This is a genomic window from Dietzia sp. Cai40, from assembly GCF_014145165.1.
In the GTDB taxonomy this organism is placed as follows: domain Bacteria; phylum Actinomycetota; class Actinomycetes; order Mycobacteriales; family Mycobacteriaceae; genus Dietzia; species Dietzia natronolimnaea.
The window spans coordinates 1-17,466 of record NZ_JAALEB010000325.1; the positions used below are offsets into that span (position 1 = coordinate 1).

The 17,466-nt window shown below is 69.8% G+C and carries 10 protein-coding genes and 1 pseudogene; all 11 read left to right on the forward strand.

What is annotated here, in order from left to right; genetic code table 11:
- Positions 1-316: 316 nt before the first annotated feature.
- A complete protein-coding gene (locus G6022_RS12450) occupies positions 317-3,826 on the forward strand; it encodes a DNA-directed RNA polymerase subunit beta (protein ID WP_179523159.1) in 3,510 nt (1,169 codons plus the stop codon).
- A 123-nt stretch (positions 3,827-3,949) separates the two neighbouring features.
- Positions 3,950-7,909, forward strand: a complete 3,960-nt coding sequence (locus tag G6022_RS12455; RefSeq protein WP_182639491.1) for a DNA-directed RNA polymerase subunit beta' — start codon at positions 3,950-3,952, stop codon at positions 7,907-7,909.
- Positions 7,910-8,111: 202 nt separating this feature from the next.
- Complete coding sequence (locus tag G6022_RS12460; protein ID WP_182609595.1) at positions 8,112-9,485, forward strand: glycosyltransferase family 4 protein; 1,374 nt, start codon at positions 8,112-8,114, stop codon at positions 9,483-9,485.
- A complete protein-coding gene (locus G6022_RS12465; RefSeq protein WP_182609596.1) occupies positions 9,479-10,198 on the forward strand; it encodes a class I SAM-dependent methyltransferase in 720 nt (239 codons plus the stop codon). Before G6022_RS12460 ends, G6022_RS12465 begins: the two co-directional genes overlap by 7 nt.
- A gap of 6 nt (positions 10,199-10,204) precedes the next feature.
- Positions 10,205-11,338 carry a prenyltransferase gene (locus G6022_RS12470; protein WP_179525961.1) on the forward strand — a complete coding sequence of 378 codons (1,134 nt, stop codon included), beginning with the start codon at positions 10,205-10,207 and terminating at the stop codon, positions 11,336-11,338.
- Positions 11,339-11,411: 73 nt separating this feature from the next.
- A complete protein-coding gene (locus G6022_RS12475) occupies positions 11,412-12,269 on the forward strand; it encodes an LLM class F420-dependent oxidoreductase (RefSeq protein WP_179525960.1) in 858 nt (285 codons plus the stop codon).
- 76 nt (positions 12,270-12,345) lie between these two features.
- The gene (locus G6022_RS12480) at positions 12,346-13,245 is read left to right on the forward strand and encodes an SDR family NAD(P)-dependent oxidoreductase (protein WP_179525959.1); all 900 of its coding nucleotides are present in this window, start codon (positions 12,346-12,348) and stop codon (positions 13,243-13,245) included.
- A gap of 26 nt (positions 13,246-13,271) precedes the next feature.
- Positions 13,272-14,276 carry a pirin family protein gene (locus tag G6022_RS12485; protein WP_347237843.1) on the forward strand — a complete coding sequence of 335 codons (1,005 nt, stop codon included), beginning with the start codon at positions 13,272-13,274 and terminating at the stop codon, positions 14,274-14,276.
- 2 nt (positions 14,277-14,278) lie between these two features.
- Positions 14,279-14,734, forward strand: coding sequence for a carboxymuconolactone decarboxylase family protein (locus tag G6022_RS12490; RefSeq protein WP_179525957.1), 456 nt, complete (start codon positions 14,279-14,281; stop codon positions 14,732-14,734).
- A gap of 71 nt (positions 14,735-14,805) precedes the next feature.
- Positions 14,806-16,203, forward strand: coding sequence for a sigma 54-interacting transcriptional regulator (locus G6022_RS12495; protein WP_179525956.1), 1,398 nt, complete (start codon positions 14,806-14,808; stop codon positions 16,201-16,203).
- Between the two features lie 82 nt (positions 16,204-16,285).
- Positions 16,286-17,466: pseudogene (locus G6022_RS12500) on the forward strand (hypothetical protein); the annotation flags it as partial.

The following is a 17,466-nucleotide window of genomic DNA, read 5'->3' on the forward strand; positions in this document are numbered from 1 at the left end:
CGGTCCGGGTGCGACGTCCCGACTGGGAGCCGATGAGGCGAGAGCCACGAGGGCAACCAGCGCAGCGACGGACGACGCGCCCGACATAGAACAGCCTCCGGGGTCGCCCCTGTCGACGGCTGGACTTCCGCGCCGCTATCGACTAGATTAGGTCGTTGCGCTGGCTGCTATTTGCACTCTCGTCCGTCCGTGACGGCTCGTCCCCGGTCCCACCGGGTGTTTTCCGAGTCCTCGATCGGGTCGGATCTGGGTGGATACCCGTCGGCGGACCGCTCGCAGATACATCTGTGGTCACCGCCCGTGGTGATCACGTGAGGTGCTGGAAGGACCCATCTTGGCAGTCTCCCGCCAGACCAAGTCAGTTTCCACCGTTCCCGGTGCGCCCCGGAGGGTCTCGTTCGCGAAACTCTCCGAGCCGTTGCCGGTCCCGGGACTGCTCGACCTCCAGACGGAGTCGTTCGAGTGGTTCATCGGGTCGGAGGAGTGGCAGAAGAGGGCCGCGTCACGCGGCGTCACGAACCTCGAGGGAGGCCTGGAGTCGATCCTCAGGGAGATCTCCCCGATCGAGGACTTCTCCGGATCCATGTCGCTCTCGTTCTCGGATTCGTACTTCGAAGAGGTCAAGGCCTCCATGGAGGACTGCCGCGAGAAGGACCGCACCTACGAGGCGCCCCTGTTCGTCACCGCCGAGTTCGAGAACACCGAGACGGGCGAGATCAAGTCGCAGACCGTCTTCATGGGTGACTTCCCGATGATGACGGACAAGGGCACGTTCATCATCAACGGCACCGAGCGCGTCGTCGTCTCGCAGCTCGTCCGCTCGCCGGGCGTGTACTTCGACCGGAGCCGCGACAAGTCCACGGAGCGCGACGTCCACTCCGTCAAGGTCATCCCGTCGCGTGGCGCGTGGCTCGAGTTCGACGTGGACAAGCGCGACACGGTCGGTGTGCGCATCGACCGCAAGCGCCGCCAGTCCGTGACCGTGCTGCTCAAGGCGCTCGGCTGGACCACCACCGAGATCAAGGAGCGCTACGGCTTCTCCGAGATCATGATGTCCACGCTCGAGAAGGACACGGTCGAGGACACGGACCAGGCCCTGCTCGAGATCTACCGCAAGCTGCGTCCGGGCGAGCCGCCGACCCGCGAGTCCGCGGAGGCGCTGCTGGAGAACCTGTTCTTCAAGGAGAAGCGCTACGACCTGGCCCGCGTCGGCCGCTACAAGGTCAACCGCAAGCTCGGTCTGCCGGATCCCGAGGGTGACGACACCACCACGCTCACGCGTGAGGACATCGCCGCCACCATCGAGTACCTCGTGCGCCTCCACGCGGGCGAGAGCTCGATGCAGGTCGCCGGTGGCCGCGAGGTCCCGGTCGACGTCGACGACATCGACCACTTCGGCAACCGTCGTCTGCGTACCGTCGGCGAGCTCATCCAGAACCAGGTCCGCGTGGGCCTGTCCCGGATGGAGCGTGTGGTCCGCGAGCGGATGACCACGCAGGACTCCGAGGCGATCACCCCGCAGTCGCTGATCAACATCCGGCCCATCACCGCCGCGCTCAAGGAGTTCTTCGGAACCTCCCAGATGTCGCAGTTCATGGACCAGAACAACCCGCTGTCGGGCCTGACCCACAAGCGGCGCCTGTCGGCCCTGGGCCCCGGTGGCCTCTCCCGCGAGCGCGCCGGCCTCGAGGTGCGCGACGTGCACGCCTCGCACTACGGCCGCATGTGCCCGATCGAGACCCCCGAGGGTCCGAACATCGGTCTGATCGGCTCGCTCTCGGTCTACGCCCGGGTCAACCCGTTCGGCTTCATCGAGACCCCGTACCGCCGGGTCGTCGACGGCGCCGTCACCGACCAGGTGGACTACCTGACCGCCGACGAGGAGGACCGCCACGTCGTGGCGCAGGCCAACTCGGAGATCGACGCGGACGGCAGGTTCGTCGAGGACCGCGTCCTCGTGCGCAAGAAGCACGGTGACGTCGAGGTCGTCGCGGGTACGGACGTCGACTACATGGACGTCTCGCCGCGGCAGATGGTCTCCGTCGCCACCGCGATGATCCCGTTCCTCGAGCACGACGACGCCAACCGCGCCCTGATGGGTGCGAACATGCAGCGCCAGTCGGTCCCGCTCGTGCGTTCCGAGGCGCCGCTCGTCGGCACCGGCATGGAGCTGCGCGCGGCCGTGGACGCGGGCGACGTCGTCGTCAACACCCGTGCGGGCATGGTGGAGGAGGTCTCGGCCGACTTCATCACCGTCATGGACGACGACGGTGGTCGTCAGACCTACCGTCTGGCCAAGTTCGCGCGGTCCAACCAGGGCACCTGCTCCAACCAGAAGCCGATCGTGGACGAGGGGATGCGCGTCGAGGCCGGCCAGGTCCTCGCCGACGGACCCTGCACCGAGAACGGTGAGATGGCGCTGGGCAAGAACCTGCTCGTGGCGATCATGCCGTGGGAGGGCCACAACTACGAGGATGCGATCATCCTCTCGCAGCGCCTGGTGGAGGAGGACGTGCTGACGTCCATCCACATCGAGGAGCACGAGATCGACGCCCGCGACACCAAGCTGGGCGCCGAGGAGATCACCCGTGACATCCCCAACGTCTCCGACGAGGTCCTCGCGGACCTGGACGACCGTGGCATCGTGCGCATCGGCGCCGAGGTCCGTGACGGCGATGTGCTGGTCGGCAAGGTCACGCCCAAGGGCGAGACCGAGCTCACCCCGGAGGAGCGCCTGCTGCGCGCCATCTTCGGTGAGAAGGCCCGCGAGGTGCGCGACACGTCGCTGAAGGTGCCCCACGGTGAGTCCGGGAAGGTGATCGGCGTCCGCGTGTTCTCGCGTGACGACGACGACGACCTGCCCCCCGGCGTCAACGAGTTGGTCCGCGTCTACGTGGCGCAGAAGCGCAAGATCCAGGACGGCGACAAGCTCGCCGGCCGCCACGGCAACAAGGGCGTCATCGGCAAGATCCTCCCCGCCGAGGACATGCCGTTCATGCCCGACGGCACGCCCGTGGACATCATCCTCAACACGCACGGCGTCCCGCGTCGTATGAACATCGGTCAGATCATGGAGACCCACCTCGGCTGGCTGGCCAAGGCGGGCTGGGAGGTGCCCCGCGAGGCGGACGGTTCCCTCCCCGAGTGGGCGACCAAGCTGCCGGAGGAGATCTACAGCGTCGAGGCCGGCACCAACACGGCGACCCCCGTCTTCGACGGTGCGGCGGACACGGAGATCACCGGCCTGCTCGGCTGCACCCTCCCGAACCGTGACGGCGAGCGGATGGTCGAGGCCGACGGCAAGGCGACCCTGATCGACGGTCGGTCGGGTGAGCCCTTCCCGTACCCGGTGTCCGTGGGGTACATGTACATCCTCAAGCTGCACCACCTGGTGGACGACAAGATCCACGCCCGTTCCACGGGTCCGTACTCGATGATCACCCAGCAGCCGCTCGGCGGTAAGGCCCAGTTCGGTGGCCAGCGTTTCGGTGAGATGGAGTGCTGGGCGATGCAGGCCTATGGTGCCGCGTACACGCTCCAGGAGCTGCTCACGATCAAGTCCGACGACGTCGTGGGTCGCGTGAAGGTGTACGAGGCGATCGTCAAGGGCGAGAACATCCCGGAGCCCGGGATCCCGGAGTCGTTCAAGGTCCTGCTCAAGGAGCTGCAGTCGCTGTGCCTCAACGTCGAGGTGCTCTCCAGCGACGGCCAGGCGGTCTCCCTGGGCGAGGGCGCCGAGGACGACGACCTCGACCGCACCGCCGCGAACCTGGGGATCAATCTCTCCCGCGACGAGTCCTCGGCGGCAGACGAGCTGGCGCAGTAGGCGCCGGGGGCGTGCACCATCGGCGCCCCGCATCCGACTAATTCAGTTCCACCACGGCGGGCCCCACACCGGCCCCACCCCGCGAGGGGCCCGCCACCATCCCATACGGGAAAGGACGCCTACGTGCAGGACGTCAACTACTTCGACGAGCTGGTCATCAGCCTCGCGACCGCGGAGAACATCCGCAACTGGTCCTATGGCGAGGTCAAGAAGCCCGAGACCATCAACTACCGCACCCTCAAGCCGGAGAAGGAGGGCCTGTTCTGCGAGAAGATCTTCGGCCCCACCCGGGACTGGGAGTGCTACTGCGGCAAGTACAAGCGCGTGCGCTTCAAGGGCATCATCTGTGAGCGCTGTGGCGTCGAGGTGACCCGTGCCAAGGTGCGTCGTGAGCGGATGGGCCACATCGAGCTGGCCGCGCCCGTCACGCACATCTGGTACTTCAAGGGCGTCCCGTCGCGGCTCGGCTACCTGCTGGACCTCGCGCCCAAGGACCTCGACAAGATCATCTACTTCGCGGCCTACGTCATCACCGGCGTGGACAAGGACCTGCGCCACAACGAGCTCAGCACCCTCGAGGCGCAGATCCTCGAGGAGCGCAAGATCATCGAGGACGAGCGGGACTCGGACATCGAGGCGCGCGCCAAGAAGCTCGAGGCCGACCTGGCCGAGCTGGAGGCCGAGGGCGCCAAGGCCGACCAGCGCCGCAAGGTCAAGGACGGCGGCGAGAAGGAGATGAAGAAGATCCGCGAGTCGGCCCAGCGCGAGCTGGACCGTCTCGAGGAGATCTGGACCACCTTCACCAAGCTCGAGATCAACCAGATCATCGTGGACGAGGGCATCTACCGCGAGCTTGAGGACCGCTTCGGCGAGTACTTCGAGGGCGGCATGGGTGCCGAGGCGATCCAGTCGTTGCTGGAGAACTTCGACCTCGCGACCGAGGCCGAGAACCTCCGCGACATCATCCGCAACGGCAAGGGTCAGAAGAAGATCCGCGCCCTCAAGCGACTCAAGGTCGTCTCCGCGTTCCTGCGGTCCGGGAACCACCCGGCCGCGATGGTGCTCGGGGCCGTCCCGGTGATCCCGCCGGAGCTGCGTCCGATGGTCCAGCTCGACGGTGGGCGCTTCGCCACCTCGGACCTCAACGACCTCTACCGTCGCGTGATCAACCGCAACAACCGCCTCAAGCGACTGATGGACCTCGGTGCCCCCGAGATCATCGTCAACAACGAGAAGCGGATGCTGCAGGAGTCCGTGGACGCGCTGTTCGACAACGGTCGTCGTGGCCGGCCCGTCACGGGCCCGGGCAACCGTCCGCTCAAGTCGCTCTCGGACCTCCTCAAGGGCAAGCAGGGCCGGTTCCGTCAGAACCTGCTCGGTAAGCGCGTCGACTACTCGGGTCGTTCCGTGATCGTCGTGGGCCCGCAGCTCCAGCTGCACCAGTGTGGACTGCCCAAGCTCATGGCGCTCGAGCTGTTCAAGCCGTTCGTCATGAAGCGTCTGGTGGACCTCAACCACGCCCAGAACATCAAGTCCGCCAAGCGGATGGTCGAGCGTCAGCGCGACCAGGTGTGGGACGTCCTCGAAGAGGTCATCGCCGAGCACCCGGTGATGCTCAACCGCGCACCCACCCTGCACCGCCTCGGCATCCAGGCCTTCGAGCCGCAGCTCGTCGAGGGCAAGGCCATCCAGCTGCACCCGCTGGTGTGTGAGGCCTTCAACGCCGACTTCGACGGTGACCAGATGGCCGTGCACCTCCCGCTGTCCGCGGAGGCGCAGGCCGAGGCCCGCATCCTCATGCTGGCCTCGAACAACATCCTGTCGCCGGCGTCGGGCCGCCCGCTCGCCATGCCGCGTCTGGACATGGTGACGGGCCTGTACTACCTGACCCGCCTCGACGAGGGCGCCATCGGTGCCTACGTCCCGGCGGCGGAGGACGCCCCGGCCACCGGCGTGTACTCGAACCCGTCCGAGGCCATCATGGCCGTCGATCTGAAGGTGCTGGACATCCACGCGCCGATCCGGGTGCGGATGTCGCAGCAGCGGCCCCCCGCCGAGATCGAGGCGGAGCTGTTCCCCGAGGGCTGGACCCCCGGCCAGGAGTGGATCGCGGAGACCACGCTGGGCCGCGTCATGTTCAACGAGCTGCTCCCGGCGGACTACCCGTTCGTCAACGAGCAGATGCCCAAGAAGCGCCAGGCCGTCATCATCAACGACCTGGCCGAGCGCTACCCGATGATCGTCGTGGCGCAGACGGTGGACAAGCTCAAGGACACCGGTTTCTACTGGGCCACCCGCTCGGGCGTCACCATCGCGATGTCCGATGTGCTGGTCCCGCCGGCCAAGAAGGAGATCCTCGCCTCGTACGACGCCAAGGCGGCGCGACTCGAGTCGCAGTTCGGGCTGGGCAAGATCACCGACGAGGAGCGCAAGAGCGACCTGGTCAAGCTCTGGCAGGAGGCCACCGACGAGATCGGTCAGGCCATGGAGGCCAACTACCCGGACTCCAACCCGATCCCGACGATCGTCAAGTCCGGCGCGGCGGGCAACATGACCCAGATCCGTGCGCTCGCGGGCATGAAGGGCCTGGTGACGCGTCCGAACGGCGAGTTCATCCCGCAGCCCATCAAGTCCTCGTTCCGCGAGGGCCTGACGGTGCTCGAGTACTTCATGAACACGCACGGTGCGCGTAAGGGTCTGGCCGACACCGCGCTGCGTACGGCCGACTCGGGTTACCTCACGCGTCGTCTCGTCGACGTCTCCCAGGACGTCATCGTCCGCGAGACGGACTGTGGCACGAGCAAGGGCATCGAGACGGTCATCGCCCGCCGCGAGGTGGACGCGCACGGCGTCGAGACCGGCGTGCTCTCCCGGGACGAGCACGTCGAGACCTCGACGTTCGCCCGTACCCTCGCGGAGGACGCCGTCGACGCCTCCGGCGCGGTCGTCGTGGCCGCCGGCACCGACCTCGGTGACCCGACGATCGAGGCGCTCATCGCCGCGGGAGTGGAGAAGGTCAAGGTCCGCTCGGTCCTCACCTGCACCACGGGCACGGGAGTCTGCGCCACCTGCTACGGCCGTTCCATGGCGACCGGCCTGCTGGTCGACATCGGCGAGGCCGTGGGCATCGTCGCCGCCCAGTCGATCGGTGAGCCGGGCACGCAGCTGACCATGCGCACGTTCCACCAGGGTGGCGTCGGTGACGACATCACCGGTGGTCTGCCGCGTGTGCAGGAGCTCTTCGAGGCACGCGTGCCCAAGGGCAAGGCGCCGATCGCCGAGGAGGCGGGCCGGATCCGTCTCGAGGAGGAGGAGCGTTTCTACACGATCACGATCGTGCCGGACAACGGTGCGGAAGAGATCGTGTACGAGAAGCTGTCCAAGCGTCAGGGCCTCGCGCACATCATCCTCGAGGACGGGTCGTCCCGTCCGATCGTCGACGGCGACCACCTGGAGCGGGGTCAGGCCCTGCTCGAGGGGCCGGCGGACCCGCACGAGGTGCTGGCGATCCTCGGCCCGAACGGTGTCCAGAAGTTCCTCGTCGACGAGGTGCAGAAGGTCTACCGCGCACAGGGTGTGTCGATCCACGACAAGCACCTCGAGGTCATCGTCCGCCAGATGATGCGTCGCGTCGCGATCAACGAGTCCAACAGCACCGAGTTCCTGCCCGGTGCGCTGGTCGAGCGCGCGGAGCTCACGGCGGAGAACCGTCGCGTGCTCACCGAGGGCGGCTCGCCGGCCTCGGCGCGCCCGGTCCTCATGGGTATCACCAAGGCCTCGCTGGCCACGGACTCGTGGCTCTCGGCGGCCTCCTTCCAGGAGACCACCCGCGTGCTCACCGACGCCGCCATCAACCGGCGTTCGGACAAGCTCGTGGGCCTCAAGGAGAACGTCATCATCGGTAAGCTCATCCCGGCGGGTACCGGCATCAACCGGTACCGCAACTCGACGGTCGAGCCCACCGAGGAGGCCCGCGCGGCCGCCTACTCCATCCCGGACTACGGCGACGGCTTCTACGGTCCCGAGGACGGGTTCGGCGACGCCACCGGCGCGTCGGTCCGCCTGGACGACCTGGGTTACTGACCCGACCCGTCGGGTCGGTCACCGGCCGACCCGAACGAACACCGGACCCCCGGGCGCCCCGAGCGCCCGGGGGTCCGGTGCGTCGGCCCGGCCGTGTCGTCGCTGGCCGCGAACGTGTTCTAGACTTGCTCGATGTGCCCTGAGCCGCCGCGGTCCTCGCGGGCGGTCCGGGGCCGGATGACCGGAAGGGGGCGATCGAGAAGTGCGGATCGCACTGCTCTCGTACAGGAGCAAGCCACACGGCGGCGGGCAGGGCGTCTACGTCCGTCACCTGAGCCGTGAGCTGGCCGCACTCGGCCACACCGTCGAGGTGTTCTCCGGTCAGCCGTACCCGGAGCTCGACCCGGGGCCCACGCTCACCAGGGTGCCGAGCCTGGACCTGTACAACGACGCCGACCCGTTCCGCACGCCGCACCCGCGTGAGATCCGCGACAGGATCGACCTCCTCGAGGTGGCCACCATGTGGACCGCCGGCTTCCCGGAGCCGCGCACCTTCAGCCTGCGCGCGGCGCGGGCGCTCACGCCGCGGTTGGCCGACTTCGACGTGGTGCACGACAACCAGTGCCTCGGCAGCGGCCTGTTGACGCTCGAGGAGGCCGGGTTCCCGGTGGTCGCCACGGTGCACCACCCGATCACCCGGGACCGGGACCTCGCCATGAAAGAGGCCCCGCTGCGCAAGAAGCTCACGACCTGGCGCTGGTTCGGGTTCCTGGGTATGCAGATCCGGGTGTCCCGGAAGCTCGAGGAGATCATCACCGTCTCCAGCAACTCGGCCGAGGACATCGCCTCCGACTTCGGGGTGGACCCGGAGCGGATCGTGACGATCCCGCTCGGTGTGGACACCGACCGCTTCCACGACCGCCGCGACCGCGAGCCCGGACGCCTGGTCTGCGTGGCCAGCGCCGACCAGCCGCTCAAGGGCGTCCCCATCCTGTTGCGGGCGCTGGCGAAGGTCCGCGAGGAGCATCCCGGGGTGCGGCTCACCCTGATCTCCAAGCTCAAGCGGAAGGGGGAGGCCTCCAGGCTGCTGGACTCCCTCGGCCTGCGCGACGCGGTGGACCTGGTGTCGGGGGTCGACGACGACGAGTTGGCCGAGCTCGTGGGCACCGCCGAGATCTCGGTGGTCCCGAGCATGTACGAGGGCTTCTCGCTCCCCGCGGTCGAGGCCATGTCCAGCGGGTGTGCGGTGGTGGCCAGCCGCGCGGGTGCGCTGCCGGAGGTCGTGGGCACCGATGACTCGGCCGCCCGACTGGTCGCACCCGGCGACGTCGACGAGCTCGCCCGCCAGATCAGCGCGCTGCTGTCCGATCCGCTCGAGCGTCGACGACTCTCGCAGGGTGGGCGGGAGCGTGTGATGGAGCGCTACAGCTGGGCCGCCGTGGCCAGGAGGACCGTCGAGGTCTACGAGACGGCGATCGCCAGGGTCCGGGGCGAGACGCTCCCGGACCTGACCGTCGGTCCGGTCATCGGGCCGGACCAGACAGAGATTGACGAGCACGTCACCGACGACGTGCCCGAGGTGCTCCCGGGTTCCGGGGAGTACGACATCCGTGAGCAGGAGGACGCCGCATGCTGACCGCCGATTTCGCCCGTCTCGGGGTCACTCCCGGCATGCGAGCCATCGACGTGGGAGCCGGCCTCGGCCGACACACCTTCGAGCTGTACCGCCGCGGGGCCGACGTGACCGCCTTCGACCAGAACGCGGACGAGATGCGGCAGGTGACCGAGATGCTCGCCGCGATGGAGGCCGAGGGTGAGGGCCTGCCGGAGTCCAGGGGCGAGGCGGTGACCGGCGACGCGCTGAACATGCCCTACGAGGACGGCACCTTCGATCTGGTGCTCATCTCCGAGGTGCTCGAGCACGTCCCGGAGGACACCCGGGCGATCGCCGAGTTGGTGCGGATCCTCAAGCCGGGTGGGGTCGCCGCGGTGACCGTGCCGCGTGAGTGGCCGGAGAAGCTGTGCTGGAAGCTCTCGGACGCCTACCACTCCAACCCGGGCGGGCACTGCCGCATCTACACCGCCGAGGAACTGGGCTTCAAGCTCCGCGCCGCCGGCCTGGAGGTCACCGGCACCGGGTACGCGCACGCGCTGCACGCCCCCTACTGGTGGCTCAAGTGCGCCGTGGGTACGGAGAACGACGACCACCCGCTGCCCAAGGCCTATCACAAGCTTCTGGTGTGGGACCTGATGAAGGGCCCCTGGGTCACCCGGACCGCCGAGAAGCTGCTCAACCCGGTGATGGGCAAGTCCATCGTGTTCTACCTACGCAAGCCCGCGGAGGCCTGATCGTCCGTGCTCACCACCAACTCCGGCGTAGACCGGTCCCGTCCCGTCCCCAGCGTCCCGGGGGTCCTCGACGCCGACGCGGTGCGGGCCACCGGCGAGTGGATCGCCTCCGTGCAGCGACCGAACGGTGAGATCCCGTGGTTCACGGGCGGGCACACCGACCCGTGGGATCACGTGGAGTCGGCCATGGGCCTGTCGGTGGCCGGCCAGTGGGAGGCCGCCGAGAAGGCGTACGGGTTCCTGCGCGACACCCAGCGCGGTGACGGCTCCTGGCCGGTGCGGTGGCAGGACGGCGTGATCGTCGACGCGGACACCGACTCCAACTTCTGCGCCTACGTCGCGGTCGGGGTGTGGCACCACCACCTCGTCACCGCCCGGCCGGGATTCCTGGAGTCCATGTGGCCGACGGTGCGCAGGGCGCTCGACCTGGTCCTGACGTTCCAGGGCCCGGACGGTCAGATGTGGTGGGGTGCCGGTGAGGAGGGCTTCTGTGAGGAGGCGCTCATCACCGGTTCGTCGAGCGTCCACCACGCCCTGCGGTGTGGCGTGGCGATCGCCGAGGAGCTCGGGGGGACGGCCCCGGACTGGGACGCCGCCGCCGACTCCCTCGGACACGCCCTGCGGGCGCACCCCGAGTTGTTCACGCCCAAGACGGAGTTCTCGATGGACTGGTACTACCCGGTCCTCGGTGGGGTGATGGTGGGGGATCAGGCCCAGGACAGGCTGGACTCGCTCTGGGACCGGTTCGTCGTCGACGGCCTGGGTATCCGGTGTGTGGACCACCGGCCCTGGGTCACCGGTGCCGAGACGTGCGAGCTCGTACTCGCGCTCGAGGCCGCCGGGCGGCACGAGCAGGCGCTCCAGCAGTTCACCAACATGCAGCACCTGCGGGACACCGACGGCTCCTACTGGACCGGACTGGTCTTCGCCGACGGCAAGCGCTGGCCGGTGGAGCTGAGCACGTGGACCGGAGCGGTCATGCTGCTCGCGGCGGACGCCCTGTCGCGCACCACTCCGGGCAACGAGATCTTCCGCTACGTCTCGGACCACACCATGCAGCGGTTGCACCTCGCACCGGGTGATCCCGCCGACTGCGCCCCGGGCGAGGAGTGCCCGCCCATCGCGGCCGCCGTGCGCTAGTCTGTCGGGAACTGCCGCTGGACACCTGTCTGGTCAGGTGTCGGCCGGCGGCCCGACCGCACGAGGAGCGCCCATGGAATTCGGACTCACCCTGTTCACCAGCGATCGGGGGATCCGGCCGACCACGGCCGCCGTGGCCGCGGAGAACGCCGGGTTCTCGGCCTTCTACGTCCCCGAGCACACCCACATCCCGGTCCGGCGCGAGGCCGCGCATCCGGGCACCGGTGGGGCCGAGCTGCCCGACGAGCGCTACAGCCGCACGCTCGACCCGTGGGTCGCGCTCGCCGCGGTGTCCTCGGTCACCTCGACGATCCGCCTCGGCACGGCCGTCGCGATCCCGGTCGAGAGCGACCCGATCACCCTGGCCAAGACCATCGCCTCGGTCGACCACCTCTCGGGTGGCCGCACGGTGCTGGGGGTGGGGTACGGCTGGAACCTCGACGAGATGGCGGACCACAACGTCCCGCCCTCGCTGCGCCGCACCATGCTGCGCGAGTACCTCGAGGCCATGCGGGAACTGTGGAGCCGGGACGAGGCCGAGTACCACGGGCGGTTCGTGGACTTCGGTCCCAGCTGGGCCTGGCCCAAGACCGTCCAGGCGGGTGGTCCCCGCACCCTCGTCGGCGCCGCGGGCAACGAGAAGAACTTCAAGTGGATCTGCCGCAGCGCCGACGGCTGGATGACCACCCCGATCTCCCAGGACATCGCGGGAAGCGTCCGGCAGTTGCGGGAGCTGTGGGCGGAGGCCGGTCGCGAGGGGGAGCCGTACATCGTGGTGCTCGACGGCAAGCCGATCCCCGAGAAGATCGAGATGTACCGCGAGCTGGGGGTGCACGAGCTCGTCTACGGAACCCCGGACAGGTCCGAGGAGGAGGTGCTGGCCTACATCGACCGACTGGCCGGCAAGCTCGGGCTGGCCGTCGGTACCTGACCGGGCGGGGCCGATACACCGGTTCCCGCGCCGAAGCCCCTGCCGGTGGCCCCGCCGCGCCGGTACCGTCGGCGGTATGACCTCCGCCTCCGCCTCGGACACCCCCGTCGTCGTCATCACCGGAGCCGGGGGCGGCCTCGGTGCCGCCACGGCCGCGCTCTACTCCGGCCGCGGGTGGCACGTCGTCGCCGCCGACCTCAGCGCACCCCCGGGCGGCGCGGGGATCACGCCCGTGGCGGTCGACGTGACCGACTCCGTGTCGCTCCGGGCGCTCGCCGATCGGGTCCGCGCGGACCACGGCCGCCTGGACGCGGTGGTCACCTTCGCCGGGATCCTGGGGATCGGGCCGCTCGCCGAGACCGACCCCGAGCGGGTCCAGCAGGTGCTCGACGTGAACGTCATGGGGACCGTCCGCACCGTGCACGCGATGTTCGACCTGCTCCGCGCGAGTAGCGGACGGGTGGTCCTCATCAGCTCGGAGACCGGCCCCCAGCACGGGATGCCGATGAACGGCGCCTACGCCATGAGCAAGCACGCCGTCGAGGCCTACGGGGACTCCCTGCGGCGCGAGCTCATGTTCCTCGGCCTCGACGTGGTGCTCATCCAACCGGGCCCGTTCCGCACGGGGATGACCGCCTCGATCCGGCGGCGCTTCCAGGAGTCGACGCTCCCGGGCTCGCCCTTCGCCGCCATGGCCGCCGTGATGGGGGAGATGGCGGCGGGGGAGGACGACAAGGCCACCGATCCCCGGGTCCTGGCGGAGGCCGTCTGGACCGCCGGGACCACCGCCCGGCCCCGTCACCGCTACGCCGTGAAGTGGGACCTCGGCCGCAGGCTCCTGGACCACCTCCCCGTCCCGGTGGTGGACAGGGCGCTCACGCTGGCACTGGGCGGCAGGATCAACGCCAAGCGGCTCGAACTGCGGCGCGAGGCGGCGGACACCCTCAGCGCCGCCGACGCGGAGGTGCGGCCGTGAGCAACCTCGACGCCCGTCCGGAGGAGATCGAGTGCGAGGCGGGCGGATCGCCCGGTGGACCCGAACCCGGGGGCGCCGCGGTGGAGATCATCACCTCCCGTGACGTCCCGCTCGGCGGGCCGCGGGCGATGACGGTCAGGCGGACGCTCCCGCAGCGACAGCGCTCCCTGATCGGCGCCTGGTGCTTCGTCGACCACTACGGGCCCGACGACGTCTCGGCCACCGGCGGCATGGACGTGCCCTCGCATCCGCACACCGGACTCCAGACCGTCAGCTGGCTCTTCGAGGGCAACGTGACCCACCACGACTCCGGTGATAACCACGCGGTGGTCCGGCCCGGCGAGGTCAACCTCATGACCTCCGGGGCGGGCATCTGCCACACCGAGGTCTCCACCCAGGACACGGGTGTGCTGCACGGGGTGCAACTGTGGACGGCGCTCCCCGAGCGGGACCGTGAGAGCACCGGCCGACGGTTCGAGCACCATGTCCCCGAGGCGGTGGAGTACGAGGGCGGATCCGCCCTGGTCTTCATCGGGTCGCTGCTGGGCTCGTCGTCGTCGGTCACCACGTTCACCCCCCTGCTCGGCGCGGAGCTCCGCCTGGATCCCGGCGCCCGGCTCACCCTCGACGTGGACCCGGAATTCGAGCACGGACTCCTGGTGGACGCCGGCGACATCACGCTCGAGGGCGTGACCGTCGCACCCGCCCAGCTGGGCTACACCGGTGTCGGCGAGACCACCCTGACCATCCACAACACCGGATCCACCCCGGCGCGGATGATCCTCATCGGCGGTACGCCGTTCGGTGAGGAGATCGTGATGTGGTGGAACTTCATCGGTCGCGGCCACGACGAGATCGTGCGCTACCGGCAGGAGTGGGAGGACGGGTCGGACCGCTTCGGCCGGGTCGACGGCTACATCGGGAGGAACCCCGACGGGCTCACCCGCCTCCCCGCGCCCACCCTGCCCGGCAGCGTGCTCACGCCGAGGGCGAACCCGGCCGCGCGGGCGCGGGCCGGGGAGGAGGTCTGATCGTGGGTGTCCCGCAGCTGGACCGTGCCCAGCGTGAGGTCTACAAGCAGCTCGTCCGCACGGCGGTCGCCTCCCGGGAGGCGTCCACCGGTGCCGGGCTGGAGGAGTCGCTGCTCGAGCTGGTCAACATCCGTGTCTCCCAGCTCAACGGCTGCGCGGCCTGCCTGGCCACGCACGTGCCGGCCGCCCGGAAGGCAGGGGTCTCGCAGGAGCGACTGGACCTGCTCCCGGCGTGGCGGGACATCGACGAGTTCGGCGATCCCGAACGGGCCGCTCTCCGTCTGGCGGAGACGCTCACGCGCCTGGACAGCGTCGACGAGCGCGGGGCGGCCACGGCCGCCGCCGCCGAGCACTTCGACGAGGACCAGCTCTCCGCGCTCGAGTGGTCGATCGTGTTGATCAACGCCTTCAACCGGGTCTCGATCGCCAGCGACCACCGGGTGCGCATCGAGGACTGATCCCGGGCCCGGGCGGGGTGCCGGGCCAGCGCCGGGAGCACGGGAGCCGCATCGGGACTACCGTGGGCGCTGTGAGCGAGAAGCCGGACGTCCAGACCCTCGGCGAACTGCGCGCCGCGGGGTACACCAGCCGCAGCCTGCGCGAGGAGATGCGCGAGAACCTCCTGGCGGGCCTGGCCGCGGGCCGCGATCCCTGGCCGGGGATGCACGGATTCGACTCCACGGTCATCCCGCAACTGGAGCGGGCGATCATCGCGGGCCACGACATCGTCCTGCTGGGCGAGCGCGGACAGGGCAAGACCCGCCTGCTGCGCACCCTGGTGGGACTGCTCGACGAGTGGTCGCCCGTCGTCGAGGGATCCGAGCTCGGGGAGGACCCGCTCGCGCCGATCACCACGGAGACGCGGGACCGGGTCACCAGGGAGGGGGACGCCCTGCCCATCGGCTGGCGACACCGGACCGAGCGGTACGTCGAGAAGCTCTCCACCCCGGACACCTCCGTGGCGGACATGATCGGCGACGTCGACCCCATGCGGGTGGCCGAGGGACGGCGCCTGGGCGACCCGGAGACCATCCACTACGGACTGGTGCCCCGCGCCAACCGCGGCATCGTGGCGCTCAACGAGCTCCCCGACCTGGCGGAGCGCATCCAGGTGGCCCTGCTCAACGTCATGGAGGAGCGGGACGTCCAGATCCGGGGTTACGTGCTCCGGTTGCCCCTCGACGTGCTGGTGGTGGCCTCGGCCAACCCGGAGGACTACACCAACCGCGGCCGGATCATCACCCCGCTCAAGGATCGTTTCGGCGCCGAGATCCGCACGCACTACCCGTTGGACCTGTCCGACGAGATCGAGGTCGTGCGGCAGGAGGCGGACCTCACGGCGGAGGTCCCGGACGCCCTGATGGAGCTGCTCGCCCGGTTCACCCGCGAACTGCGGACGTCGGACTCGGTCAACCAGGCCTCCGGCGTGTCCGCGCGCTTCGCGATAGCCGGCGCCGAGACCGTCGCGGCGGCGGCCAGGCGTCGCGCCGCCGTCCGCGGGACCGACGACCCCGGCGAGGCGGTGGCGAGGCTGGTCGACGTCGACGCCGCCGTGGACGTGCTCCGCGGGAAGATCGAGTTCGAGCCGGGGGAGGAGGGCCGCGAGCCGGAGATCCTCCGCTACCTCCTGCGCAGTGCCACCGTCGACGTGGTGCGCGAGATGTTCCGCGGTCTCGACCTGGCCCCGCTCGTGGAGGCGTTCGACGGCTCGGTGACCCTGACGACCGGCGCCAGCGTGACCGCGGCGGAGTTCCTCGAGGCCCTGCCCGAGCTCTCCGAGCCGGGCCTGTACGACCAGATCGCCGAACGCGCGGGCGCCACGACGGTGGGGCAGCGGGCCGGGGCGATCGAGTTCGCGCTGGAGGGGCTCTACCTCTCGCGGCGTCTGTCCAAGGAGACCGGGGACGGCGCCGCCGTCTACGGCTGACACCCCGCGGTGGCCGTACCCGCCGACCGGCCGATGAGGTCGACGGTGAGGGCCGGGACGCCGCCGGAGCAGGAGGTACGCGATGTCGCGAGATGAACCCCGCGCGCGGTACGGCCGCTACGTCGGCGGCCCCGACCCGCTCGCGCCCCCTCTCGATTTGTCCGAGGCGCTCGACGCGGTGTCCGACGGGGTGATGTCCGGATACTCGCCCGAGCAGTCGATGCGCGAGTTCCTGCGTCGGGGAGGGCGAGGCCAGACCGGTCTCGACGACCTGGCCGGCAGGGTGCAGCGCCGTCGCCGTGAACTACTCGAGCGAGGCCACCTGGGCGGGACCCTGGAGGAGGTGTCCGAGCTCCTGGACAAGGCCCTGCTGGCCGAGCGCGGGCAGCTCGCCCGGGACACGCAGATGGACCCGATGGATCGCACCCTGCGCGAGATGACGATCGAGAACCTCCCGGACTCCCCGGCCGCGGCGGTCGGGGAGCTGGCCGACTACGACTGGGCCTCCACCGATGCCCGCGAGGCCTACCGCCGGATCCAGGACCTCCTCGGGGCGGAGGCGCTCGAGTCGCGGTTCGCCGGCATGAAACAGGCCCTGGAGAACGCGACCGACGACGACCGGGCGGCGGTGTCGGAGATGCTCGCCGACCTCACCGAGTTGCTCGACAAGCACGCTCGCGGGCAGGACACCCCCGAGGACTTCGAGCGCTTCATGGACAAGCACTCCGACTCCTTCCCGGAGCAACCCGCCGACATCGACGAGCTCATCGACGTCCTGGCCAGGCGCGCGGCGGCCGCGCAACGCATGATGCGGTCGATGACGCCGGAGCAGCGGGAGGAGCTGATGGCGCTCTCGCAGCAGGCGTTCGGCTCGCCGGAACTCATGGAGCAGCTCGGGCGCCTCGACGGCCTGCTCCAGTCGCTCCGGCCCGGCGAGGACTGGGACGGCTCCGCGGACTTCTCCGGCGAGGAGGGGCTGGGATTCTCCGAGGGCGCGGCGGCCATGGCCGAACTCGGCGACCTGGACCGTCTCGCCGAGCAGCTGGCGCGGGGCGGTGAGGGCTCGCCCCTGTCCGAACTGGACCTCGAGGCCGTGGCCCGTCACCTCGGTGGCGAGGCCGCCGTCTCCCTGCGCACGCTGGCGCGGCTCGAGCAGTCGATGCGCGAGTCGGGGTACCTGAGCAGGCGCCCCGACGGCGACCTGAGGCTGTCCCCGGCCGCCCTGCGCAAGCTCGGCGGTTCCCTCCTGCGCGACGCCGCCCG